The organism is Streptomyces sp. NPDC041122 (genome assembly GCF_055592445.1).
The window spans coordinates 26,972-50,484 of the sequence record NZ_JBVIYQ010000005.1; the positions used below are offsets into that span (position 1 = coordinate 26,972).

At 70.7% G+C, this 23,513-nt stretch carries 17 protein-coding genes; 9 read left to right on the top strand and 8 right to left on the bottom strand.

Going from position 1 to position 23,513, the window contains the following annotated elements:
- Window positions 1-80: 80 nt before the first annotated feature.
- From ACZ6B8_RS18985 to ACZ6B8_RS18995, 3 genes are all read left to right on the top strand, one after another.
- Window positions 81-4,652: a DUF6531 domain-containing protein gene (locus ACZ6B8_RS18985; protein WP_471607951.1), complete on the top strand. Its 4,572-nt coding sequence runs from the start codon at window positions 81-83 to the stop codon at window positions 4,650-4,652.
- Between the two features lie 52 nt (window positions 4,653-4,704).
- Window positions 4,705-5,130 carry a DUF5959 family protein gene (locus ACZ6B8_RS18990; protein WP_471607952.1) on the top strand — a complete coding sequence of 142 codons (426 nt, stop codon included), beginning with the start codon at window positions 4,705-4,707 and terminating at the stop codon, window positions 5,128-5,130.
- 84 nt (window positions 5,131-5,214) lie between these two features.
- Window positions 5,215-5,967: a helix-turn-helix transcriptional regulator gene (locus ACZ6B8_RS18995; protein WP_471607953.1), complete on the top strand. Its 753-nt coding sequence runs from the start codon at window positions 5,215-5,217 to the stop codon at window positions 5,965-5,967.
- Window positions 5,968-5,982: 15 nt separating this feature from the next.
- Here the strand turns inward: ACZ6B8_RS18995 and ACZ6B8_RS19000 are convergent, their stop codons facing one another.
- The gene (locus ACZ6B8_RS19000; RefSeq protein WP_471079791.1) at window positions 5,983-7,008 is read right to left on the bottom strand and encodes a 6-phosphofructokinase; all 1,026 of its coding nucleotides are present in this window, start codon (window positions 7,006-7,008) and stop codon (window positions 5,983-5,985) included.
- Between the two features lie 305 nt (window positions 7,009-7,313).
- Between ACZ6B8_RS19000 and pta the strand changes: the two genes are divergently transcribed.
- The 3 genes from pta to pyk all read left to right on the top strand — a co-directional run bounded on the left by pta (window position 7,314) and on the right by pyk (window position 12,167).
- A complete protein-coding gene (gene pta / locus ACZ6B8_RS19005) occupies window positions 7,314-9,413 on the top strand; it encodes a phosphate acetyltransferase (protein WP_471079788.1) in 2,100 nt (699 codons plus the stop codon).
- Window positions 9,414-9,445: 32 nt separating this feature from the next.
- On the top strand, window positions 9,446-10,663 hold the full coding sequence (locus ACZ6B8_RS19010; RefSeq protein WP_471079785.1) for an acetate kinase: 1,218 nt from the start codon (window positions 9,446-9,448) through the stop codon (window positions 10,661-10,663).
- A 73-nt stretch (window positions 10,664-10,736) separates the two neighbouring features.
- On the top strand, window positions 10,737-12,167 hold the full coding sequence (gene pyk, locus ACZ6B8_RS19015; protein WP_471079782.1) for a pyruvate kinase: 1,431 nt from the start codon (window positions 10,737-10,739) through the stop codon (window positions 12,165-12,167).
- A 96-nt stretch (window positions 12,168-12,263) separates the two neighbouring features.
- Here pyk and ACZ6B8_RS19020 read toward each other — a convergent pair whose 3' ends face one another.
- The 4 genes from ACZ6B8_RS19020 to ACZ6B8_RS19035 form a co-directional block, all read right to left on the bottom strand.
- Complete coding sequence (locus tag ACZ6B8_RS19020; protein ID WP_471607954.1) at window positions 12,264-13,703, bottom strand: hypothetical protein; 1,440 nt, start codon at window positions 13,701-13,703, stop codon at window positions 12,264-12,266.
- Window positions 13,693-14,256 carry a DUF6114 domain-containing protein gene (locus tag ACZ6B8_RS19025; RefSeq protein ID WP_471607955.1) on the bottom strand — a complete coding sequence of 188 codons (564 nt, stop codon included), beginning with the start codon at window positions 14,254-14,256 and terminating at the stop codon, window positions 13,693-13,695. The genes ACZ6B8_RS19020 and ACZ6B8_RS19025 overlap by 11 nt, the downstream gene beginning before the upstream one ends.
- A gap of 162 nt (window positions 14,257-14,418) precedes the next feature.
- Window positions 14,419-15,036, bottom strand: coding sequence for a DUF6230 family protein (locus ACZ6B8_RS19030; protein ID WP_355802687.1), 618 nt, complete (start codon window positions 15,034-15,036; stop codon window positions 14,419-14,421).
- A 669-nt stretch (window positions 15,037-15,705) separates the two neighbouring features.
- Complete coding sequence (locus tag ACZ6B8_RS19035; protein ID WP_471607956.1) at window positions 15,706-16,683, bottom strand: tetratricopeptide repeat protein; 978 nt, start codon at window positions 16,681-16,683, stop codon at window positions 15,706-15,708.
- Window positions 16,684-17,034: 351 nt separating this feature from the next.
- Between ACZ6B8_RS19035 and ACZ6B8_RS19040 the strand changes: the two genes are divergently transcribed.
- Window positions 17,035-17,667 carry a TetR/AcrR family transcriptional regulator gene (locus tag ACZ6B8_RS19040; protein WP_471607957.1) on the top strand — a complete coding sequence of 211 codons (633 nt, stop codon included), beginning with the start codon at window positions 17,035-17,037 and terminating at the stop codon, window positions 17,665-17,667.
- 75 nt (window positions 17,668-17,742) lie between these two features.
- On the opposite strand, the gene ACZ6B8_RS19045 is transcribed toward ACZ6B8_RS19040, so the two are convergent.
- Together ACZ6B8_RS19045 and ACZ6B8_RS19050 are read right to left on the bottom strand one after the other, a co-directional pair.
- Complete coding sequence (locus ACZ6B8_RS19045; RefSeq protein ID WP_471079764.1) at window positions 17,743-18,756, bottom strand: GDP-mannose 4,6-dehydratase; 1,014 nt, start codon at window positions 18,754-18,756, stop codon at window positions 17,743-17,745.
- Entirely contained in the window at window positions 18,753-19,934 is a 1,182-nt protein-coding gene (locus tag ACZ6B8_RS19050; protein ID WP_471607958.1) for a UDP-N-acetylglucosamine--N-acetylmuramyl-(pentapeptide) pyrophosphoryl-undecaprenol N-acetylglucosamine transferase, read from the bottom strand. The genes ACZ6B8_RS19045 and ACZ6B8_RS19050 overlap by 4 nt, the downstream gene beginning before the upstream one ends.
- Window positions 19,935-19,998: 64 nt before the next feature.
- On the opposite strand from ACZ6B8_RS19050, the gene ACZ6B8_RS19055 reads away from it, so the two are divergent.
- The gene (locus tag ACZ6B8_RS19055; RefSeq protein ID WP_471607959.1) at window positions 19,999-20,742 is read left to right on the top strand and encodes a response regulator transcription factor; all 744 of its coding nucleotides are present in this window, start codon (window positions 19,999-20,001) and stop codon (window positions 20,740-20,742) included.
- Entirely contained in the window at window positions 20,739-22,136 is a 1,398-nt protein-coding gene (locus tag ACZ6B8_RS19060) for a sensor histidine kinase (protein WP_471079755.1), read from the top strand. The genes ACZ6B8_RS19055 and ACZ6B8_RS19060 overlap by 4 nt, the downstream gene beginning before the upstream one ends.
- Window positions 22,137-22,149: 13 nt before the next feature.
- Here ACZ6B8_RS19060 and ACZ6B8_RS19065 read toward each other — a convergent pair whose 3' ends face one another.
- Window positions 22,150-23,241 (bottom strand): alpha/beta fold hydrolase, encoded by a 1,092-nt coding sequence (locus ACZ6B8_RS19065; RefSeq protein WP_471607960.1) that lies wholly within the window; start codon window positions 23,239-23,241, stop codon window positions 22,150-22,152.
- Window positions 23,242-23,513 lie beyond the last annotated feature (272 nt).

The window sequence follows — 23,513 nt, forward strand, 5'->3', positions numbered from 1 at the left end:
CTTCACGCACGTGCACTCGTTCGATAGCTTTGCTGGTGCGCACGGAGGCTGACGGGGCGGATGAGGTGGGGGGAAGTCGCATGGGGGGCCATCGGCCGTCGGACTGGCACGTCTTGGACCTGGAGAAGGATCCGACGCCGGGTGATCCGCACCGGGTGCGGTCGTTGGCCAAGAACCTGCACGACTTCTCCGACGACGTGGGCCGGGTCCTCCGCGACATCAAGGGGATGGCGGGCGAGGACGCGATCCTCAAGTGGGCGGGCAAGACGGCGGACGCCTTCACGGAGAAGTTCGAGGACGCCCCCGACAAGCTGAAGAAGCTCAAGAAGAGCTACGAGATGGCGGGGGACGCGCTGGCCGCGTACTGGCCGGAGCTGGAGCGCGCCCAGTCCCTCGCGGACAAGGCCTTGGTCAAGGGCCGCGAGGCCCAAGCCGATCTCTCCTCCGCCAAGTCCCGGCTGTCATCGGCCGATTCATGGGTGGAACGGGCCGGCAAGGAAGCCGACAAGTACAAGGATGACGGCGACAAGGGCAAGGACGTGCCCAAGCCGGACGAGTCCAAGGTCCGCGCCGCCACCCGCAACGCGCACTCCGCCGAGAAGGCCCAGAAGTCCGCCCAGGGTGACGTGGACTCCGCCAAGAGCGCCCTGGACGCGGCGAAGAAGATGGCCGAGGACGCGCGCAAAATGCGCGAGGAGGCCGCGGGCACCGCCAAGCGGAAGATCGACGAAGCCTCCGACGCCGGTATCCAGAACCGCAAGTGGTGGGAGGAGATCGGCGACTGGGTCACCGACAACTGGGACACCATCGTCGCCGTCTGCAAGGTCGTCGTCGCCGTCGTCGGCGTCATCGCCATGATCATCGGTGGGCCGATCCTCGCGGCGATCGTCATCGTGGCCGGTGCGATCGTGCTGGCCGACACCTTGAGCAAATACGCAAAAGGCCAAGCCACGCTGATGGACGTGGCGTTCGCCGCAATGGACTGCGTGCCGGGCATGAAGGGGCTCACCACTGCCGCCAAACTCGGCAAGGGGCTGAAGGGCCTCAAGGGCGGCCTCAAGGGTTTCAAGTCAGCCCGCACCGCGCTCAAAGACGGCGCGAAGGGCGCCTATAACCGGGTCAAGAGCGTGATCCGTTCCAAGGGCAGCGACCCCGTGGACATGGCCACGGGCCACATGTTCCTGCCGCAGACGGACATCAGTCTGCCCGGCGACCTTCCGCTGGTCTTCACCAGGCAGGTCATCTCCGGCTACCGCACAGGGGGCTGGTTCGGCCCTTCATGGGCATCCAGTGTCGACCAACGGCTGGAGATCGACGACGAAGGCATCGTCTTCGTCACCGAGGACGGCATGCTTCTCGCCTATCCGCACCCCGAGGGCCCAGGCACACCCGTGCTGCCCGACGCGGGTCCACGCCGTCCACTGGAGCGCCTGGAGGACGGCGGCTATCGCATCACCGACCCTGACGTCGGCCACAGCCGGTGCTTCGCTCCCGTCGAAGACGGCGTTGCTCCACTGACCCGGATGACCGACCGCAATCAGCACACCATCGACATCGACCGCGACAGCGACGGCACCCCGCTCGCGATCCGCCACAGCGGCGGCTACCACCTCACCCTGACCGTCGAAAACGAACGAATCACCGTCCTGAGCCTCGCAGGTGCCGCCGACGACGGCTCGGACACTGTCATCAAGCGGTACGGATACACCGACGGAAATCTCACCGAGGTGGTGAACTCATCCGGTCTGCCCCTGCGGTTCACCTATGACGAGCGGCTGCGGGTCACCTCGTGGACCGACACGAACAACCGTCGCTACGGATACAGCTACGACGAGCAGGACCGGTGTGTCGCCGAAGGTGGCGAAGCTGGGCACATCACCATCACGCTCACCTACGACGGCACCGATCCCGCTTGGCCCAACTGTCGCATCACCACTCTCACCACCTCCGACGGCGACGTGTCGCGATTCGTCATCAACGACGACTGCCAAGTGGTCGCCGAAATAGACCCCTTGGGCGGAGTCACCCGCACGGTCTACGACGCCCACCACCACATCGTCTCCGTGACGGACCAGTGTGGTCACACCATACGCTTCGCCCACAACGAGAACGGCAGGCCCACGGAGGTGTGCCGTGCCGATGGCGCCGTACTCCGTTTCGCCTATGCCGCCGATGGCCTGCCCGTGGCCCTCAGCGGACCCGACGGCCGGACTTGGCACCGGGCGTACGACGACCGAGGCAATTGTGTGGCGATGACGAACCCCCGGGGGGCGACAACACGGTTCGGCTACGACGCCGCGGGCCACCTCACCGAGGTGACCGATGCTCTGGGCCACACACGGTCGGTGCGGTGCGACCCGGCAGGACTTCCGGTGTCGACGACCGACCCGCTCGGTGCCACCACCTCCTGGGAACGTGACGCCTTCGGGCGCATCGTCACGTACACCGACCCCCTCGGACATGCCACGCGCCTGGACTGGACGGTCGAAGGCCAACTGGTGTCGCGCACCCTCCCCGACGGCACGACCGAACGGTGGGAGTACGACGGCGAAGGGAACTGCACCAGTCACACGACGCCGAAGGGTGCCGTAACCCGGTTCGAGTACACGCACTTCGACCTCCAGTCCGCTCGAATCGGACCGGACGGCGCGCGGTACGAGTTCACCCACGACCACAGCCTGCGGCTCTCTCAAGTCACCAACCCACAGGGCCTGACGTGGACTTACCGACACGACGCCGCCGGGCGGCTCATCTCGGAGACCGACTTCGACGGCCGTGAGGTGGTGTACACCCACGACGCCGTGGGCCGTCTCGCCTCTCGGACCGACACGCTCGGGCGCACGGTCCATTACGCACACGACGCCGTCGGCAACCTCATCCGCAAGTGGAGCCATGATCGCGTCACGGACTTCACCTACGACCTCGACCGGCAACTGACCGGTGCCACCGGACCCGACGGCACCGTCAGCCTGTACCGCGACGGGTCCGGGCTGCTCACGCGTGAGACCGTCGACGGTCGCCACATGCTGTATCAGCACGATGTACTGGGACGCCTCGTCAGTCGCACCACCCCAGCGGGAGCGGTGACCAACTGGACGTATGACGCGGCCGGAAACCGTACGGAGCTGAACGCGTCAGGTCGCACGGTCCGGTTCGACCACGACTGGTCCGGCCGGGAGTCCGTCCGCCGCTTCGGCAACGACGTGGCGCTGTCACACACCTTCGACGCCGTCGGGCGTCTGAGCACCCAGTCCTTGGAAACGACCGACCGGCGTGTCCAGCACCGCGCCTACTCCTACGAGGACGACGGCAATCTCATCGGCATCGAGGACCAGGTCACCGGTGGGCGAAGGTTCGACCTGGACGTGGCGAGCCGAGTCACCGCCGTCCGCGCCGACGGCTGGGAAGAGCGCTACGCCTATGACGAAGCGGGCAATCAGACCTCGGCGTCCTGGCCGGGCGAGCGCGTCGGCGAAGGCTCCACCGGCTCGCGGGCCTACAGCGGAACTCGCGTCGTCCGCGCGGGCCATACTCGTTACGAATACGACGCCCTGGGTCGCACCGTTCTCCGGCAGAAGACCCGCCTCTCCCGCAAACCGGACACGTGGCGCTACGAATGGGGCGCTGAGGACCGTCTGACGTCCGTCGTCACACCGGACGGTACGGTGTGGCGCTACCGCTACGATCCTCTCGGCCGCCGCAGCGCCAAGGAGCGACTGGCCGCGGACGGCGAGACGGTCGTCGAGCGGATCGAATTCGCCTGGGACGGCACGACTCTGTGCGAACAGACGACGAGAGCACGCTCCCTGGCACATCAGGTGACGATCACCTGGGACCACGACGGATTGCACCCGATCACGCAGACGGAGCGGGTCAACGCCACGCGGGCACCGCAGGACGAGGTCGACTCACGATTCTTCGCCATCGTCACCGACCTGGTCGGCACTCCGACAGAACTCGTGGATGAGAACGGCGGCATAGCCTGGCGGACACGCTCCACCCTCTGGGGCGCCACGTCCTGGAATGCCGATGCCACGGCCTACACTCCCATCCGCTTCCCCGGCCAGTACTTCGATCCTGAGACCGGCCTGCACTACAACTACTTCAGGTACTACGACCCCGAGACGAGTCACTACCTCACCCCCGACCCGCTCGGCCTCGCCCCCGCGCCCAATCCGACCGCCTACGTCCACAACCCCCACGCCGGAGTGGACCCGCTCGGCCTGTCGCCCTACTACAGCGAGATCGCGGCCAACGGCCAGAGAGGACCCGCGTACGCCGAGGTGTCACCCAAGACCCTGGACGATGCCGCCAACGGGCTCATCGGCAGCGAGCCGGGACGCGGGCGCCGTTACGCCCCGGCCGGCTTCGTCGCCAACACCAACCACTCACGCGGGCATCTGATCGGAAAGCAGTTCGGCGGGGACGGCAGAGACATGCGGAACATCGTCACCCAGGACAAGGTGCAGAACAACGACGTGATCAGCAAGGCCGAAGGGAAGATCGCCGACCACGTGAGAGCCAGCCAGAACACCGTCATCATGAGCGTGACACCCGAATACGCGAACGGCGGGGACATCCCCAGCCACATCCTCATCGAAGCCGCGGACGATTACGGCTGGTCGTTCAGGGACCGAATTCCCAATATGTAGCGCACCGTCTCCCCGCGTACCGCCGCCCAGGACCCCCACCCCGAGGAACCTCATGCCCGACATCTCTCCCGTAGACCTCATCCTGCTCGCCGACGAGGAGGGCAACAGCGTCCGCGTCACCGTGTCGGGGCGCTACCCGGGGCAGGACGACATGCTCTCGGCCGAGATCGTCGTCGAAACGCCCTTCGTGCGCGGACGACTCGACCTGGCTCTCTGGACCTCTCGGCTGGAGCAGTGGCGGCGCGTCCTGGACCGTCTCGAAGCCGGCGAGGACGCCGGGTGGATGACCGCGGAGAGCGGGCCCACCCTGTCCGTCGCGCTCACAGGCGAGCGCGACTGCCCAGAGGTGGTCGTCGAAGACACCACGACCTCCATGGTGACCGTCCGGGTGCCCGTCGATCTGCCGGATGACTGGCTCGCGCGCCACAGGGAGCGGCTCGACGGCCTGCTCAGCGCGTGGGGGCCCATGGCGGGCTGAAGGGGGCCCGTACCTTCCCACCATTCCGCAACCTCGTAGGAACACACCGTAGTCACCACCCCCGCAGCCGCCTACGGTGTGCCCGTGCAATCGAGCCAACCGCCGCACCACCCTCAAGGGCAGCCCGCGCCCCGGCAGCCCTCGTCCGGGCAGCCCACGCCCCCCTTCAACTTTCCCGCCGCCCGGCGCCTGCGGGAGGCGCTCGGGATGGCGCACGGGCATGTCGCGTACGGGATGCAGGCCAGCTACGGGCTGACCTACGTCACCGCCGACACCATCGCCGCCTGGGAGCGGGGGCTCGCCGCGCCGACCTCCGCCGAGCTCACCGCGCTGGCCGCCACCCTGTGGTGCTCGCCCGGGGACCTCATGGGCGCCGCCCGGACCCTGCGCGAGCACCGGCTCGCCCGCGGGCTCGCCCCGGAGGACGTGGCCCGCGCGGCCGGCGTGGAGATCCAGGCCTACCTCCGCATGGAGGAGACCAGCACCTGGCGCGGCAACGAACGGCAGTCCGCCGCCCTCGCCCGTGCCCTCGACCTCTCCCCCGCCGACTTCGTCACCGTCACCGGACGGGCGGAGCAGCTCACCGAGCTGCTCCGCAGCGCCGTCACCACCCGCTGGCAGGGGTACGTGCGGCCCGTCAGCAAGCTGCTGCCCGTGGAGAAGAAGCACGTCGAGGACGTGCTGCGGCAGATGCACGACGACTACCAGTCCCGGATGACCCGCACCCTCAGCTGGGGCGGCGGTGCCGGTTCGGACGCGTCCGGTGAGGCCGGGCGGGACTACCTGGAGCGGGTCCTCGAACACTTCTGGGGGTTGGTGCGCGGCGGCCGGGGGTGAGCCGGGGCCAGGACCCTAGAAGACCGACTCCGCCTCGTCCATCCGGTCCTTCGGCACCGTCTTCAGCTCCGTGACCGCCTCCGCCAGCGGCACCATCGTGATGTCCGTGCCGCGCAGCGCCGTCATGTTGCCGTACTCGCCGCGGTGCACCGCCTCCACCGCGTGCCAGCCGAAGCGGGTCGCGAGGACGCGGTCGTACGCCGTGGGGGTGCCGCCGCGCTGGACGTGGCCGAGGATGACCGGCTTGGCCTCCTTGCCGAGGCGGGCCTCCAGCTCGTACGCGAGGGCCGTGCCGATGCCCTGGAAGCGCTCGTGACCGAACTGGTCGATCGCGCCCTTGCCGTAGTTCATCGTGCCGTCCAGCGGGTGCGCGCCCTCGGCGACGCAGATCACCGCGAACTTCTTGCCGCGCGAGAAGCGCTCCTCGACCAGCGCGATCAGGTCGGCGGGGTCGAAGGGGCGCTCCGGCAGGCAGATGCCGTGCGCGCCGCCCGCCATGCCGGACTCCAGGGCGATCCAGCCCGCGTGGCGGCCCATGACCTCGACGACCATCACGCGCTGGTGGGACTCCGCGGTCGTCTTCAGGCGGTCCATCGCCTCCGTCGCCACGCCGACGGCCGTGTCGAAGCCGAAGGTGCGGTCCGTGGAGGAGATGTCGTTGTCGATGGTCTTGGGGACGCCGACGACCGGCACGCCCGCGTCGGAGAGCATGCGCGCGGCCGTCAGGGTGCCCTCGCCGCCGATCGGGATCAGCGCGTCGAAGCCGCTGCGCTCGATCAGCTCCTTGGCGTTGTCGCAGGCCGCGCGGAAGCGGGCGCGCTCCAGGCGGGAGGAGCCGAGGATGGTGCCGCCGCGGGCCAGGATGCCGCTGACCGCGTTCAGGTCGAGGGCGCGGTAGCGCCCGTCGAGCAGGCCCGCGTAGCCGTCCTCGAAGCCGATGACCTCGTCGCCGTAGTGCGTCACGGCGCGGTGCACGACCGACCGGATCACTGCGTTGAGGCCGGGGCAGTCGCCGCCCGCGGTGAGAATTCCGATACGCATCGCGCTGTGTCTCCTGCTCGCTGCTGGTACTTGTGAGCCGGTCCGATTGTTCCACGGCCGCACCGGGGTCGCCGCTCACGGATGTGCGACGGATGCCCGTGCGAAGGGTGGGAAGGGACCTTGGTACCGCCCGTGCGGGGCCTTTCGTCCGGCGGGCGGCTTAACCAGCCGCAGAGGTATTGTCAAGAGGGCACAGCCACGATATCGGGTTATTTGTCCGCCTCGTCAGGCACCCGGCAGCCGGGCTCAGGCGGCCGTGCCGACGGCGGTGGACAGCGGAGAGAGCGAAGAAGGGGAGAGCACGCGTGACGCGCAGCGTGTACGTGACCGGGATCGACCGGGGCGACGGTCGCCAGGTCGTCGAACTGGGAGTCATGGAGCTCCTCACCCGTCGGGTCGACCGGGTCGGTGTCTTCCGGCCGCTCGTCCACGACGGCCCCGACCGCCTCTTCGACCTGTTGCGGGCCCGCTACCGGCTCGCGCAGGACGCCGCGTCCGTGTACGGCATGGGTTACCACGAGGCGTCGGCGCTCCAGGCCGAACAGGGCACCGACGAACTGGTCTCGCGTCTCGTCGACCGGTTCCACCGGGTCGCGAGGGATTATGAAGTCGTTCTCGTGCTCGGCACGGATTTCGCGGACACCCAACTGCCCGACGAGCTCGCGCTGAACGCCCGGCTCGCCAACGAGTTCGGCGCCTCCGTCCTCCCCGTGGTCGGCGGCAGGAAGCAGACCGCCGACTCGGTGCGCGCCGAGACGCGGAACGCCTACCGCGCGTACGACTCGCTCGGCTGCGACGTCCTCGCGATGATCACCAACCGGGTGGCCCCGGCCGACCGCGACGAGATCCACGAGCTGCTCGCCCCCGATCTGCCCGTGCCCGCCTACGTGCTGCCGGACGAGCCCGCGCTCTCCGCGCCGACGGTCGCGCAGATCACCCACGCGCTGGACGGCCGGGTGCTGCTCGGCGACGACTCCGGGCTCGCCCGTGACGCGCTCGACTTCGTCTTCGGCGGCGCCATGCTGCCCACGTTCCTGAACGCCCTGACCCCGGGCTGCCTCGTCGTCACCCCCGGCGACCGCGCCGACCTGGTGGTGGGCTCGCTGGCCGCGCACAGCGCCGGTACGCCGCCCATCGCGGGCGTGGTGCTGACCCTGGACGAGCAGCCGGGCCCGGAGATCCTCACCCTCGCCGACCGCCTCGCGCCCGGCACCCCGGTCGTCGCGGTCTCCGGCGGCTCCTTCCCGACCGCCGCCGAGCTCTTCGCCCTGGAGGGCAAGCTGAACGCGGCCACGCCCCGCAAGGCGGAGACCGCGCTCGGCCTCTTCGAGCGGTACGTCGACACCGCGGGCCTCATGGGGCGCGTCTCGGCGCCGAGCAGCGACCGCCTCACGCCGATGATGTTCGAGCACAAGCTCCTGGAGCAGGCCCGCTCCGACCGGCGGCGCGTCGTGCTGCCCGAGGGCACCGAGGAGCGGGTGCTGCGCGCGGCCGACGTGCTGCTGCGCCGCGGTGTCTGCGACCTCACCCTGCTCGGGCCGGTCGAGCAGATCCGCAAGAAGGCCGCGGACCTCGGCGTGGACCTCGCCGACACCGAGCTCACCGACCCGCAGACCTCCGAGCTGCGGGACCGTTTCGCCGCCAAGTACGCCGAGCTGCGCGCCCACAAGGGCGTGACCGTCGAGCTCGCGTACGACGTGGTGGCGGACGTGAACTACTTCGGCACGCTGATGGTCCAGGAGGGCCTCGCCGACGGCATGGTCTCGGGCTCCGTGCACTCCACGGCCGCGACCATCCGGCCCGCCTTCGAGATCATCAAGACCAAGCCGGAGGCGTCGATCGTCTCCTCGGTCTTCTTCATGTGCCTGGCCGACAAGGTGCTCGTGTACGGCGACTGCGCGGTGAACCCGGACCCGAACGCGGTGCAGCTCGCGGACATCGCCGTCCAGGCGGCCGCCACCGCCCGGCAGTTCGGGGTCGAGCCGCGGATCGCGATGCTCTCGTACTCGACCGGTACGTCGGGTTCGGGCGCCGACGTCGACAAGGTCCGTGAGGCCACCGAGCTGGTGCGGGAGCAGCGCGGCGACCTCAAGATCGAGGGGCCGATCCAGTACGACGCCGCCGTGGAGCCGTCGGTCGCGGCCACCAAGCTGCCGGGCTCCGACGTCGCGGGGCAGGCCAGCGTGCTGATCTTCCCGGACCTGAACACCGGCAACAACACCTACAAGGCCGTGCAGCGTTCGGCCGGCGCGATCGCCGTCGGCCCGGTCCTGCAGGGCCTGCGCAAGCCGGTCAACGACCTGTCCCGGGGCGCGCTCGTCCAGGACATCGTCAACACCGTCGCCATCACGGCGATCCAGGCCCAGGCCGGGTCCCAGGACTCGGCCCAGGCTCCCACCCCGTAACCCCGGCAACCCCCCACAGAAAGCGCTCTTCAGTGACCGCCACTCGCGTACTCGTCCTCAACTCCGGCTCCTCGTCGGTGAAGTACCAGCTGCTCGACATGCGCGACAGCTCGCGCCTCGCCGTCGGGCTGGTCGAGCGGATCGGCGAGGAGACCTCGCGGCTCAAGCACACCCCGCTGGCCGGCGGCGGCGCCCGGGCCCGTGAGCGCGAGGAGCCCATGGCCGACCACCAGGCGGCCCTCAAGGCCGTCGCCCAGGAGCTCGCCGCCGACGGGCTCGGCCTCGACTCCCCCGAACTGGCCGCGATCGGCCACCGGGTGGTGCACGGCGGCCTGAAGTTCACCGCGCCGACCGTGATCACCGACGAGGTGCTCGCGGAGATCGAGCGGCTCGTGCCGGTGGCCCCGCTGCACAACCCGGCCAACCTCACCGGCATCCGCACCGCTCAGGCGCTCCGCCCCGACCTGCCCCAGGTCGCGGTCTTCGACACCGCGTTCCACACGACGATGCCGGAGTCCGCCGCGCGCTACGCCATCGACGTGCGCACGGCCGACGAGCACCGGGTGCGGCGCTACGGCTTCCACGGCACGTCCCACGCGTACGTCTCGCGGCGCACGGCGAAGCTGCTCGGCAAGGCGCCCGAGGACGTCAACGTCATCGTGCTGCACCTGGGCAACGGCGCCTCGGCGAGCGCGGTGCGCGGCGGCAAGTGCGTGGACACCTCGATGGGGCTCACGCCACTGGAGGGGCTCGTGATGGGCACCCGCTCCGGTGACCTGGATCCGGCGGTCATCTTCCATCTGGCGCGGGTCGGCAAAATGTCGGTCGACGAGATCGACGTGCTGCTCAACAAGAAGAGCGGGCTGATCGGACTCTGCGGTGACAACGACATGCGGGAGATCAGGCGCCGGGTGGACGAGGGCGACGAAGAGGCCGCTCTCGCGTTCGACATTTACGTGCATCGCCTGAAGAAGTACATCGGCGCCTATTACGCGGTGCTCGGCCGTGTCGACGCCGTCGCATTCACCGCGGGCGTCGGCGAGAACGCCGCCCCGGTGCGCGAGGCGGCCGTGGCGGGCCTGGAGGAGCTGGGCCTCGCGGTCGACGGTGCGCTCAATTCCGTACGTTCCGACGAAGCACGGTTGATTTCGCCGGAGTACGCGCGCGTTGCCGTGGCCGTGGTGCCGACGGACGAAGAATTGGAGATCGCCGCCCAGACGTACGCATTGGTCGCCGACCGCAACGCCTGAGCGGACATCCGCCCATTTGTATATTCCACCAGACGGAATATTCCGTAGCGAAACAAACCGATAGGATCGCCCCATGCGCCGTTCCAAAATCGTCTGCACGCTGGGCCCCGCCGTCGACTCCGAAGAGCAGCTCGTCTCGCTGATCGAGGCCGGCATGAACGTGGCCCGATTCAACTTCAGCCACGGCACGCACGCCGAGCACCAGGGGCGGTACGACCGCGTCCGTGCGGCCGCCGCGAAGACCGGCCGTGCCATCGGCGTCCTCGCCGACCTGCAGGGCCCCAAGATCCGTCTGGAGACCTTCGCCGAGGGACCCGTCGAGCTGGTGCGCGGTGACGAGTTCACCATCACCACCGAGGACGTGCCCGGCGACAAGTCGATCTGCGGCACGACCTACAAGGGTCTGCCCGGCGACGTCTCCAAGGGCGACCAGGTCCTGATCAACGACGGCAACGTCGAGCTGCGCGTCGTCGAGGTGGACGGCCCGCGCGTGAAGACGATCGTCGTCGAGGGCGGTGTCATCTCCGACCACAAGGGCATCAACCTGCCCGGCGCGGCCGTGAACGTGCCCGCGCTCTCCGAGAAGGACATCGAGGACCTCCGCTTCGCCCTGAAGATGGGCTGCGACATGGTCGCCCTGTCCTTCGTGCGCGACGCGGGCGACATCAAGGACGTCCACAAGGTGATGGACGAGGAGGGCCGCCGGGTCCCCGTCATCGCCAAGGTGGAGAAGCCGCAGGCCGTCGCCAACATGGAGGGCGTCGTCGCGGCCTTCGACGCCGTCATGGTCGCCCGTGGCGACCTGGCCGTCGAGTACCCGCTCGAGAAGGTCCCGATGGTGCAGAAGCGCCTCGTGGAGATGTGCCGCCGCAACGCCAAGCCGGTGATCGTCGCGACCCAGATGATGGAGTCGATGATCACCAACTCGCGCCCCACGCGCGCCGAGGCGTCCGACGTCGCCAACGCGATCCTGGACGGCGCGGACGCGGTCATGCTGTCGGCCGAGTCGAGCGTCGGCGCGTACCCGATCGAGACCGTCAAGACGATGTCGAAGATCGTGCAGGCCGCCGAGGGCGAGCTGCTCTCCAAGGGCCTGCAGCCGCTGGTGCCCGGCAAGAAGCCGCGTACGCAGGGTGGTTCGGTGGCCCGTGCCGCGTGCGAGATCGCGGACTTCCTGGGCGGCGAGGCGCTGATCGCCTTCACGCAGTCCGGTGACACGGCCCGCCGTCTCTCCCGCTACCGCGCGGCCCAGCCGATCCTCGCCTTCACCACGGACGAGTCGACCCGCAACCAGCTCACCCTGAGCTGGGGCGTGGACACCTACGTCGTCCCGCACGTGGACAACACCGACGCGATGGTCGAGCTCGTCGACGCCGAGCTGATCAAGCTCAACCGCTTCAACGACGGCGACACGGTCGTCATCACCGCCGGCTCGCCCCCCGGCGTCCCCGGCACCACCAACATGGTCCGGGTGCACCACCTGGGCGGCGTCGGGCGGGACTGATCCCACCCCTTCCCGCCACGTACGACACCGAGGGCGCCCCCTGTGCAAGGGGGCGCCCTCGGTGCTTGTCGCGGTCCCGGCGGGATCGTGCGCGGTTCAGTCGGTGATCGACTGGTGCAGGCCGGGGATCGTCAGGTTCCCGCCGAACTGGCCCGCCTGCTTCACCTTCACGTCGGTGAAGTAGATCAGCGGGATGTTCAGCGGCGGCGGGTGCTCGGGGTCGAAGGTGATCGGGATCAGACCGAACAGCTTGCCCGAGATCGACTCGGTGTACATCGTGGTCTCCCCGTCCCGGATGGTGGACGTGGAGCCCTTGGCGGCCTCGACGTGGTACTTCTTGCCGCCCGGTCCCTCGACGATCTGGTGCAGGTCGCCGATGTCGGTGTTCTGGACGACGTACTTCAGGGCCTGCTTGCTCTGTCCGTTCGGCATCGTCAGGTTCACGACGCCCTGGTAGTCGGCGCCCTTGAGCGTGAGCGAGCTGGCTTCCAGGTTCCACGGCTGGTTCGGGATCGGCGCGGGCGTCTGCTCGGCCTTTCCGTCGACCTTCTTCTCGACGACGCACGGGAACGGCTTCTTGCCGTTCTCGTCCGGTGCCATCGGGTCCGCGGCCTTGTCCTTCGCCTCCTCGGCGGCCTTGTCGAGCTGGTCCTGGAGCTTGTCGGCCTCGTCGCCGGCCTTGTCCGCGCCGTCCTTGACGCCGTCACCGACCTTGTCGAGGGCGTCCCCGACGGGCTTAGTGACCTTGTCGGTGGTGTCCTTGAGCGGGTTCTCGTCGTCGTCCGCGCTCTTGCCGTCCGCGGCCTTGTCGTCCCCGGCCTTGTCGTCCGCCGTCTTGTCGCCGGCGGGCGCCTCGGAGCCGGTCTTCGCCGAGTCGGACGGGGCCGGGTCCGGGGTCCCGGACTCCTTCTTGTCCTTGTCGGGCGTGAAGACGTCCTTGAGGGCCTCGCCGACGCCCAGCGGGTCCCAGGGGTTCTTGGTCTCGGTGGGCTCGGGGGTCTTCCCGGACTCCTCCGCGCCGTCCTTGTCGCCGGTGGACGGGGTGGTGGTGCCGGTCTTGTCCTCCGGGTCGGCCCGGTCGCCGGAGGAGGGCTCGGTCGACGGCGTCGGCTTGCCGGCGTCGTCCTTCTTCGCCTCGTCCTCGTCCGCCGCCCGCTTCTCGGCCTTCTCGGCGTCCTCGGCCTTCTTGGCGTCCTCGGCCTTCGCGGCGTCCTTGGCGTCCTTCTCGGCCGCCGCTTCCCTCGCCTTGGCCGCGGCGTCCTTCTCCGCGTCCTTCTCGGCGTCCTTGTCCGGTGCCGTGACGCACGGCCCGTCCTGGAAGGGGTTGTCCGGGACACCCGGCTTCGCCTGCGCCAGCGTGGGGGTCAGCCCCATGCCCATGAGTACGGCGGTGGGCATCGCGGCGATGGCGATCGCCTTGCCCGCGGGTACCTGCAGCCGGGTCAGCAGCGGCTTCCTGGGTGCCGCGTGGCGCGGCCCGGTTCTCGCACGGGGCTCTCCCGCGAAGCCCTCGTGGTGCACCTCGTCAGCCGGCACGGTGCCTCCCGTTCGTCCCGTTCGTCGGGCTCGTTCCTGACAGATCGTCCTGTTCGCCGCTCACCCCACCCGCGCCGGCCGCGGCGGTGGGCCCGGGGACCCCGTCGGTGCCGTCGGACGCTCCGGTCGTACGTCCCTTCGCGGGCTCACCGGCGGGCTTCGCGTGCGCCCAGGAGACGCCGAGGGCGCCGCCGATCAGGGCGAGCAGGAAACCGATGACGAAGCCACCGAAGTTGGAGACCACCAGGGAGACCAGGGCGAGCAGAATCGCCGCGACACCCGCGAAGACCCGGGAGTGCGGCTGGAACCACATGGTCAGGCCGAGCACGACCAACAGCACACCGATGATCAGCGATCCGGCACCGGCAGTGGTCGCCATCCGGATCGTCATCGTGCCGAGCGTGAGGTTCGCGTACGGGAAATACATGATCGGGATGCCGCCGAGAAGTGTCAGCAGACCACCCCAGAACGGGCGCTGACCGCGCCACCCTCGGAAACGAAGGCGCATCCGGCCGAGCTTGTCGCCCAGTCCCACTTGCGCTTCGGCGCTCATGTCGTACAGCTCCTCGGGAATGGCGTTGGTTCTGTGTGTCGTGCGGATTCGGGCACGGGGACGGCTTTCGTCAGGTGCCGTCGCGCCCCCGCGCCCGGCCGTTCTCATCGCACGGAGTGCGCACCGGGCCGCCTGATGCGACCCGCTAGGGCATCAACTGCCCTAGTAGCACTCGTGCTTGCCCTTCTTGACCGACATGCCGAGGCCAGAGAGCTTGAAGGTACCGGCGGTGGTCGCCCACGCACGCTGCTTGACATCGGTGAACTTCACCGACTCCGCCTGCTGCGCGAACGAGTCCGGGGCGTACTTGTCGCCCTTCGCCGGACCAGGGCCCTTGGTGGTCTGGTCGACCGAGACGCCGATGTCGACCTTGTGGAAGGTCGCATTGGCCTTCAGGTCGTCGGCGTCGATGTACAGCTTCTTGGCCTGTACCTTCGGACCGCCCTCGCCACCGGCCTTGAGGGTCATCGACACATCGCCGAAGACCGGGACCGGCACGACCACCGACTGGCAGAGATTGGTGATCGTCGCCGATTCGAGACCGACGACGGCGACCGGGTGGTGACCCGACTTGCCGCTGTCCAGGGCTCCGTACTGGACGAACCCCTTACCGTTGAGCTCCTTGGCCGTCACCTTGAACTGCTGGCCGGACACACTGAACGATGCCGCGAGCGCACCCTGGGACAGGGCGACGCCTATCGCGGCAGTCGCCGCGACGCTCGGCACCATGACCACGGCGAACCGCTTCCATCTGGTTCCGCCACGAGCCACGGACTCCATGACTTTCCTCCTTCTCGGACGTACATCTCCGGCCCTGACTGCTCCCTTTCGGGCGGCTCAGCCGGGCAGGGATGGGAGAAGTGCTACGTCCTCGGGAAGGAGAGCGCCCGCATCGGAGGCGCGCAACCGCACCACACATCACCGGCGATCACCCCCGAGCGACAACCACTGGTCGCGCCTGACGCATCACGCACAACCTCGCGGACAGGCCCTGCCGGGACCGGCAGAGACCCCCCTGTCCAAGACCGGCGACGGCGTCACCGGCCTGCTCGGTGGGGACCCAGAAGGCCCGCTCCCGACTGGCTTTCGGGCTGCGGGTCATCGGACCGAGCGTCGCCGATCGTGGTGCATTCTCGGCCCCCGCACAAGGGGGTTCGTTACTGGCTAGTAACGGCCGGATAACCGAAGCGCGACCGCGCGGTATCGATCGGCCACGGACGGTGGCTCAATCGGCAGGAGCAGAACGGGACATGAGGGGGTGAAAGCACCTAGAAGGAAGCCGTTCTCTTACTGCGAGTAACAGTGGCCGCGTTTACCAAGTTTTGGCAAAACGCGGCCACTGTTGCGTCCTGGGAGCAGACTTTTCACTCCGGCATCACAAGCCCCGGTGTTTAGGGACTGGTCAGCCGACGGCGGGCGGACGGACCCGGCCAAGGGTTCGACATGCGATCAGAAGAGCACCCGGGCGAGCTTGGTGCGGGCCGCCGTGACGCGCGGGTCCTCGGCGCCGACCACCTCGAAGAGTTCGAGCAGGCGCACCCGCGCGGCGTCCCGGTCGTCGCCGGCCGAGCGCGCCACGGTGTCGATGAGCCGCCCGAAGGCGTCCTCGACGTGGCCGCCCACCAGATCCAGGTCGGCGGCGGCGATCTGCGCCGGCACGTCGGCGGGCCGGTCGGCGGCGTCCTTGCGGACGGCCTGCGCGTCCAGGCCCTGGACCCGGCGGAGCAGTTCGGCCTGGGCGAGGCCGAGCTTGGCCTCGGTGTTGGCGGGATCGTCGCTGAGCACGTTCTTGTACGCCTGGACGGCGCCGGCGAGATCGCCCGCGTCCAGCGCCTGGACGGCCGCTTCGAGGAGCGCGTCGTACGGGCCCGCGGGCACCTCGGCCGGGGCCTCCTGGCCCCGGGCGTCGGCGTCGACCACCAGGCCGGTCAGTCCGAAGCGCTCCTCGCTGACCTGGATGAGCTGGTCCAGGGTCTGGCGGATCTGCGCCTCGGGTGCGGCGCCCTGGAAGAGGGGCAGGGCCTGTCCGGCCACCACCGCGAAGACAGCCGGGATCCCCTGGACCCCGAACTGCTGCATCAGCATCTGATTCGCGTCGACATCGATCTTGGCAAGGAGGAAACGGCCGTTGTATTCCTGCGTGAGCCGCTCGAGGAGGGGGCTCAGCTGCTTGCACGGCTCGCACCACTCGGCCCAGAAGTCGATGACGACCGGGACCTCGGTGGAGCGCTGGAGGACCTCGCGCTCGAAGCCCGCCTCGTCGACATCGATGACGAGGGAGGCCGGGGAGATCGCGGCGCCGGCCGCGCCCCCGCCCTGCCGGGCCGCTTCGGCGCGCGCCTGCTCCGCCTTCGCCTTGGCCTCCTGGGCCGCCTTCACCGCGGCGAGGTCGACGACTCCGCTCATGGACATGTTCCGTGGCTGCATGAGTACATCCTCCCCCAACCCGTGCGGGAACTGCGCCCGTCCGTGACCCCCCGCCGGATTGCGGGGTCGTCGGGGGCACGCTTCAAGGTCCCGAGGAGGACCGTCGGTTGGCGCGGGGTCCCCACCCCGGGCCGGTGGTCGTGCTGTGCGTGATCGTGCTGTGGTCGTCTCTCGTGGCGGTCGTCGGCGCCGCGGGGGTGTCCGCCGTCGTGTGCGACGTTCACCGCGGTCATCAACTTTCGCTACGGGTCGTAGCGTAACTGTCCCCTCCGGAGCGCGGAACGGCGCCTTCGGTGATCTCGCTCACTCCGCACCCCGGATCGCTCCGTACTGGCCGGTATGGTCGCGGGCATGCAGAGCCGCACCCCTCCTCCCACCCGCACCGGCGGCCGTCCGCGCAGCGCGACGGCCGACGCCGCGATCCTGGAGGCGACCCGGCAGGGCCTCGTCGAGCTCGGCTGGTCCAAGCTGACGCTCGGCGCCGTCGCGACGCGGGCGGGCGTCGCCAAGACGACCCTGTACCGGCGCTGGGCGGGCAAGAGCGAGCTGGTCGTGGACGCGGTGGCGGAACTCTTCGACGAGCTGGAGCTGCCGGACCGGGGCAGCCTCGCGGCGGACATCGAGGGCGTGGTCCTGCAGTTCGCGGCGCTGCTCGGGCGGCCCGAGACGAAGACGGCGCTGATGGCCGTGGTGGCGGAGTCGACGACGGACGAGCCGCTGCGGGCCCGCATCCGGGCGTCCATCGTGGACCGCCAGAAACGGCTGGTCCTCGCGGGCCGCAAACGGGCGCAGGAGCGGGGCGAGCTCCCCGCCGAGCCGGACCCCCACTCGGCATCCCGCACGGCGGACCTCATCTTCGACGTGATCGCGGGAGCGGTGGTCCACCGGGCCCTGGTCAGCGGGGAACCGGTGGACGAGGAGTGGGCGCGGCGGTTCACGCTGCTGCTGCTGGGCGGCTTGGCAGCGGCGGCCGCTCAGTCCTGAGCGGGTGACGGAGGCACGGTTCGGCCAGGGGCGCGGGGAACTGCGCGACCAGCCCCCACCGGCCCGCGGAGGACCTCAGACCTGATAGCGCTCAGGAGCGAACAGCCGCAGGTTCTCGGCGACCCAGGCCGACGTGTGCTTGAGCCCCTCCATGAGGGAGACCTCCGGCGTCCAGCCCGCCCACTCCCGCGCCCGGGAGTTGTCCGACAGAAGCCGCTCCACCTCGCTCCCCGAGGGGCGAAGCCGCGCCGGGTCGACGACCACCGACGCCTCCCGGCCGGACGCCGCGATCAGCGCCTGCGCGAGGTCGCCGATCGAGATCTCCCGGCCCACCCCGAGATTCACCGCGTGCCCGAGCGCCCGGTCGGCCACCGCCATCGCCATGAAGCCCCGCGCCGTGTCCGTGACGTACGTGAAGTCACGCGTCGGCGTCAGGGAGCCCAGCTTGATCTCCCGCGCGCCCGCGTGCAGTTGCGCGAGGATCGTGGGGATCACCGCGCGCGCCGACTGCCGCGGCCCGTACGTGTTGAACGGCCGGACCACCGTCACCGGCAGCTCGAAGGCGTGCCAGTGCGACAGCGCCATCATGTCGGCGCCGATCTTCGACGCGGAGTACGGCGACTGCGGCTGCAACGGGTGCGACTCGGCGATCGGCGCCGTCAGGGCGGTCCCGTACACCTCGCTCGTGGACGTGTGGACGAGGCGCCGCACCGAGTGCCGCCTGCACGCCTCCGCGACGTTCTCGGTGCCGACCACGTTCGTCTGCACGTACGCGCCGGGCGAGTCGTACGAGTACGGGATGCCGATCAGCGCGGCCAGGTGGAAGACCGTGTCGCAGCCGTCGACCGCGTCCATGACGCGCCCCGCGTCCCGCACGTCGCCCGCGATCATCTCGACCCGCGGGTCGCCGATGAGGTGGGCGAGGTGCCCCTTCTCCGCGTACGGCTTGTAGTGCACGAAGGCGCGGACCTCGGCGCCCGCGTCGAGCAGCAGGTCGACGAGGGTCGAGCCGATGAAGCCCTCGGCGCCGGTCACGAGGACGGTGCGGTCCCGCCAGTCGAAGGCCGTGGTGGTGCTCGTGGTGCTCATGCGTACTCCAGGTGAGGGGTGGTGTGGGCGAGGTGCAGGACCCGCTCGGCGAGCAGGTCGGCGGCGCGGGCGTGCGGTCCCGGGTCCGCGGCGCCGCTCATCGCGGCGAGCCGTACCGGGTCCGCGAGCAGCGGCCCGAGCAGCCCGGCGAGGCGGTCCGCGGTGGTCTCGGCGTCGGGCAGCAGGAGGCCCGCGCCGGCGTCGGAGAGGACCCGCGCGTTGTGGGTCTGGTGGTCGCCGGGCGCGTGCGGGTAGGGCACCAGGACGGCGGGGACGCCGGTGGCGGCCAGTTCGGCGACGGTCGCCGATCCGGCCCGGCAGACGACGAGGTCGGCGGCGGCGTAGGAGAGGTCCATGCGGTCGAGGTAGGGCACGGCGCGGGCGACGGCGTCGCCGCCCTCCGCGGCGAGCCGGGCGCGCGTCTCGTCCAGGGCCGCCGGTCCTGTCTTGACGAGCAGGTGGACGTCGCTCCGGTGCCGCCAGCGCGCCGCGAGGCCGACCGCGGCCTCGGTGAGGCGGGCCGCGCCGAGGCTGCCGCCGTTGAAGAGGATCAGCCGCGCCCCGGGCGGTACGCCGAGCGCGTGCCGCGCCTCGGTGCGCAGCGCGGCCCGGTCGAGCGCGGCGAGCGGCGCGGCGATCGGCATCCCGGTGGTGTACGCGCGCTCGCCACCCGGCAGATGGGCGCGGCTGCGGTCGAAGGCGACGGCGATGTTCGGGGTGAGCCGGGCCGCGAACCGGTTGGCGCGGCCGGGCACCGCGTTGGACTCGTGGATGAGGCTCGGCAGTCCGGCCATCCGGGCGCCGACGATGACGGGGGCGCTGGGGTAGCCGCCCATGCCGACGGCGACCTGCGCGCCCTGTGCGCGCAGGATGGCGCGGCACTGGGCGCCGGACTTCATCAGCGCGGCGGGCAGCAGGAAGCGGCGGGCGCCGAGCGACGGGTCGAAGGGGATCATGTCGACGGTGTGGAGCCGGTATCCGGCGTCCGGTATCAGCCGGGTCTCCAGGCCCCGCTCGGTGCCGACGAAGGAGATCACCGCGCCGGGCACGGCCCGGCGGAGCGCGTCGGCGAGGGCGAGGCCGGGATAGATGTGTCCACCGGTGCCGCCCGCGCCGATGACGACGGAGAGACCTGCGCGGCCCGCGGCGGCGGCGCGGTCGGAGTGAGTGGTTCGCATGGCAATGGAGCTTCACGCGGGGGTCTAAGAGGGTTTTAAGAGCGGCGTTTGGCACCTTTGGTCCATGAGCTTCGCGAGCGTGACCAGCAAGGGCGGCCCGCCGGGTGCGGGTGAGGGGCCGCGGCACCGGATCCTCGTCGTCGACGACGACCCGGAGGTCCGTGCCGCCGTCGAGGACGCCCTGACGGTCGAGGGCCATCAGGTGCGGGGCGCGGCGGACGGCCACCGGGCGCTGACCGCGGTGGCGCGCTGGCAGCCGGATCTGGTGGTCCTCGACGTGCTGATGCCGGTCATGGACGGCCTCGCGGTCTGCCGCCAGCTGCGCGCCGCGGGCGACCGCACGCCGGTGCTCGTGCTGACCGCGCTGGACTCGGTGAGCGAGCGCGTGGACGGCCTGGACGCCGGTGCCGACGACTATCTGGTCAAGCCGTTCGCGCTGGACGAGCTGGTGGCGCGGGTGCGGGCGCTGCTCCGGCGGGCGACGCCGGAGCGGGCCGCGGACGACGGCGACGAGCTCGCGTACGGCGATCTGGTCCTCGACCCGGCCACGCGCACCGGACGGCGCGGCGGACGCCGGGTGGAGTTCAGCCGCACGGAGGCGGTCCTGCTCGAACTGCTGCTGCGCAACTCCGGCCAGGTCCTTCCGCGCGAGCTGATCCAACAGGCGGTGTGGGGGCGGGACTTCGGCCCGGACTCCAACTCCCTCGCGGTGTACGTGGGTTACTTGCGCCGCAAGCTGGAGTCGGGCGGCGAGCCGCGGCTGGTCCACACGGTGCACGGCGTCGGCTACCGGCTGGGCTCTCCGTGAGCGCGCGGCGCAGGCTGGGCGCGCGCTGGCGGCGGCGCAGGCCGCTGCGGACCAGGCTCGCGGTGATGGCCGCGGCGGCCGTGGCGGTGGTGGCGGTCGGGGTGTGCGCCGCCGCGTTCTTCGTGATCCGCTACAAGCTGTACCAGCAACTCGACCAGAACCTCGCCCAGTCGGCGACGCTCGTCGCCCAGCAGCACCGCTCCGAGGGGCCGGGCGTCCTGACCGGCGAGTGCCGCTTCCTCGGCGCCCCGGCCTGCTCGCAGGTGGTCCCCGCAAACCCGGCGGACGACCCGGCGAAGCCGTTCCTGCTGCCGGTGGCGGGGCCGACGCGCGCGGTCGCCGCCGGGCGACAGGCCCCGTACTACTCGAACTTCACGCTCCCCGGCGGCAAGCCGGGCCGGATGCTCACGACGACGTTCGGCAAGGGCGAGGCGGTGCAGGTCGCGCTGCGCGCGGACATCGCCGAGCGCGGGGTGCGCCAGGCCGCGTCGCTGCTCGCCGCGGTGGGCGGCGCGGGGGTGCTGCTCTCGGCGGCGGGCGGCTACTGGGTCTCGCGGACCGGGCTCGCGCCGATCACCCGTCTCACCGCCACCGCCGAGCGCATCGCGGCCACCCGGGACGCCCGGCACCGCATCGAGCTGCCGCCCGGGCCGCCGGGGCGCGAGGGGCACGAGGACGAGGTCACCCGGCTCGCCGCCACGTTCAACACGATGCTGGCGGAGCTGGAGGAGTCGGTCGCGGCCCGGCGCAGGCTCGTCGCGGACGCCTCGCACGAACTGCGCACCCCGCTCACGGCGTTGCGCACCAACGCCGAACTGCTCGCCAGAGCGGACCGGTTGACCGACGCGCAGCGCGACCGCGCGTCGGGAGCGCTCGGCCGCCAGCTGCGCGAGGTCACCGGTCTGGTCAACGACCTGATCGAACTGGCCAGGGACGAGGAGCCGCGACCGCTGCTCGAGGAGGTGCGGCTCGCCCCGCTGACGGCCCACGCGGTGGACGCGGCGCGCGGCCACTGGCCCGCGGTGCCGTTCGTGCTCCAGGTGGCGCCGCAGGCGGCGGACCTCAGCCTGCCGGGCGTACCGGCCCGCCTGTCCCGCCTGCTCACCAACCTCCTCGACAACGCGGCCAAGTTCAGCCCGCCGGGCACCCCGGTCGAGGTGTCGCTGACCGCCGAGGACCTGACGGTGCGCGACCACGGTCCGGGGATCGCCGAGGAGGACCTGCCGTACGTCTTCGACCGCTTCTACCGCGCGGAGAAGGCCCGCGCCCTGCCGGGTTCGGGCCTGGGTCTCGCGATGGCGCGGCAGATCGCGCACGCGCACGGGGCGGAGCTGACGGCGGAACGGGCGCCGGGCGGGGGCGCGCAGTTCCGGCTGTCCCTGCCGCCGCGATGAGGCGCCGGACGGCCTACTTCTTCGCCCAGGCGCAACTGCCCAGCTGCGCCTTGCCCTTGGCGACGAGCCGGTCGGCCTCGCGGGCGACGAGCACGCGGGTCCTGTCGCCCTTGCAGACGACGGTGCGGTCGCCGTGGCCCGCGAGGTCGACGAGGATCTGGTCCCAGTGGCGGTACTGCACGTCGTGCCCGGAGTCCGCGTAGGTACGCACCCGCTCCTCGCCCGGCAGCGCCTCCTGCCAGGTCTTCAGGGTGGCCGGCGGCACCGTGCTGTCCTTCTTGCCGCCGTAGAGGTAGACGGGGGCGTCGAGCTTCGACAGGTCGGGGCCGGGGCGCCCGCAGTACAGCTTCTGCTCGTGCACCTGGGGCGCGGGGTCGGCCTGCTGGCCGCGCTGGTTGAACGTGCGAGCCCCCTCCTCGTACGCCGTGTCGGCGAACCCGGGGATGGACTTGACGGGGCTGTCGTCGGGGAAGGCCCACCACGTGCGGGGGTCCTTGATCTGGTCCTCGACGGCGGCGGCGAGCTCGTCGTCGGAGAGGCCGCAGTAGGCGGGCTTCGCGCCGTACGGGGGCAGGGCGGCGGCGAGGTGGAGCTGGGAGATCCGGTCGGGGGCCGCCGCGGCGAGCTCGGCGGCGTAGGGGCCGCCGCCGGATATCGCGATCACCGACACGTCGTCGACGCCGAGTCTGTCGAGGACCTGGAGGACGTCCTTGGCGTAGTCGGCCTTGTCCAGGTCCTTGTCGTACGCGGTGTCGCCGAAGCCGTTGCGCTCCACGGAGATGAGGCGCAGGCCCAGGTCCTCGCGGGTGGTGCGGAAGAAGTCGGTCATGTGCGAGGCGCGGGCGCTGGTACCGGTGCCGCCGATGAACAGGACGGGCTTGCCGTCCTTGTTGCCGGTGTCCGAATAGTGCGCGGTGCGCCCGTCGGAGAGCTTCGCGGCGCGCACCTCGGGGCCGAGCGAGTCGAAGGCGTCCTGCACCTTCGGCTCGGGCGGCGGGCTCGCGCTCACCTCGCCGGACCCGCCGATGAGCAGCGCGCCGAGGACGGTGGCGGTGGCGGCTCCGATGGCGATGGCGGCGGTGCGGGCGTGGCCGGACGAGGTCACGGAGTCTCCTGTGGCGGGGGGCGGGGGACGCGGGCTGGCACCTGCCCTGGCCCCTGGGCCCTAAACCTATGAATTCTTGCCGTTCGCCTTAGGGGTGGGGTCACGGTTTTTTTGCGCAGTTCCCCGCGCCCCTGAAACCCGCTGTCGACTGCGGGTGGGTGAGAGTTGCTCGCGCAGTTCCCCGCGCCCCTGAAACCCGCTGTCGACTGCGGGTGGGTGAGAGTTGCTCGCGCAGTTCCCCGCGCCCCTGAAACCCGCTGTCGACTGAACGT

Excerpts from the sequence above, each read along its gene's own strand:
- ACZ6B8_RS18985 (WP_471607951.1), top strand. The coding sequence starts at position 81 with ATGGGGGGCCATCGGCCGTCGGACTGGCACGTCTTGGACCTGGAGAAG.
- ACZ6B8_RS18990 (WP_471607952.1), top strand. The coding sequence starts at position 4,705 with ATGCCCGACATCTCTCCCGTAGACCTCATCCTGCTCGCCGACGAGGAG.
- ACZ6B8_RS19000 (WP_471079791.1), bottom strand. The coding sequence starts at position 7,008 with ATGCGTATCGGAATTCTCACCGCGGGCGGCGACTGCCCCGGCCTCAAC.
- pyk (WP_471079782.1), top strand. The coding sequence starts at position 10,737 with ATGCGCCGTTCCAAAATCGTCTGCACGCTGGGCCCCGCCGTCGACTCC.
- ACZ6B8_RS19025 (WP_471607955.1), bottom strand. The coding sequence starts at position 14,256 with ATGAGCGCCGAAGCGCAAGTGGGACTGGGCGACAAGCTCGGCCGGATG.
- ACZ6B8_RS19030 (WP_355802687.1), bottom strand. The coding sequence starts at position 15,036 with ATGGAGTCCGTGGCTCGTGGCGGAACCAGATGGAAGCGGTTCGCCGTG.
- ACZ6B8_RS19035 (WP_471607956.1), bottom strand. The coding sequence starts at position 16,683 with ATGCAGCCACGGAACATGTCCATGAGCGGAGTCGTCGACCTCGCCGCG.
- ACZ6B8_RS19040 (WP_471607957.1), top strand. The coding sequence starts at position 17,035 with ATGCAGAGCCGCACCCCTCCTCCCACCCGCACCGGCGGCCGTCCGCGC.
- ACZ6B8_RS19045 (WP_471079764.1), bottom strand. The coding sequence starts at position 18,756 with ATGAGCACCACGAGCACCACCACGGCCTTCGACTGGCGGGACCGCACC.
- ACZ6B8_RS19050 (WP_471607958.1), bottom strand. The coding sequence starts at position 19,934 with ATGCGAACCACTCACTCCGACCGCGCCGCCGCCGCGGGCCGCGCAGGT.
- ACZ6B8_RS19055 (WP_471607959.1), top strand. The coding sequence starts at position 19,999 with ATGAGCTTCGCGAGCGTGACCAGCAAGGGCGGCCCGCCGGGTGCGGGT.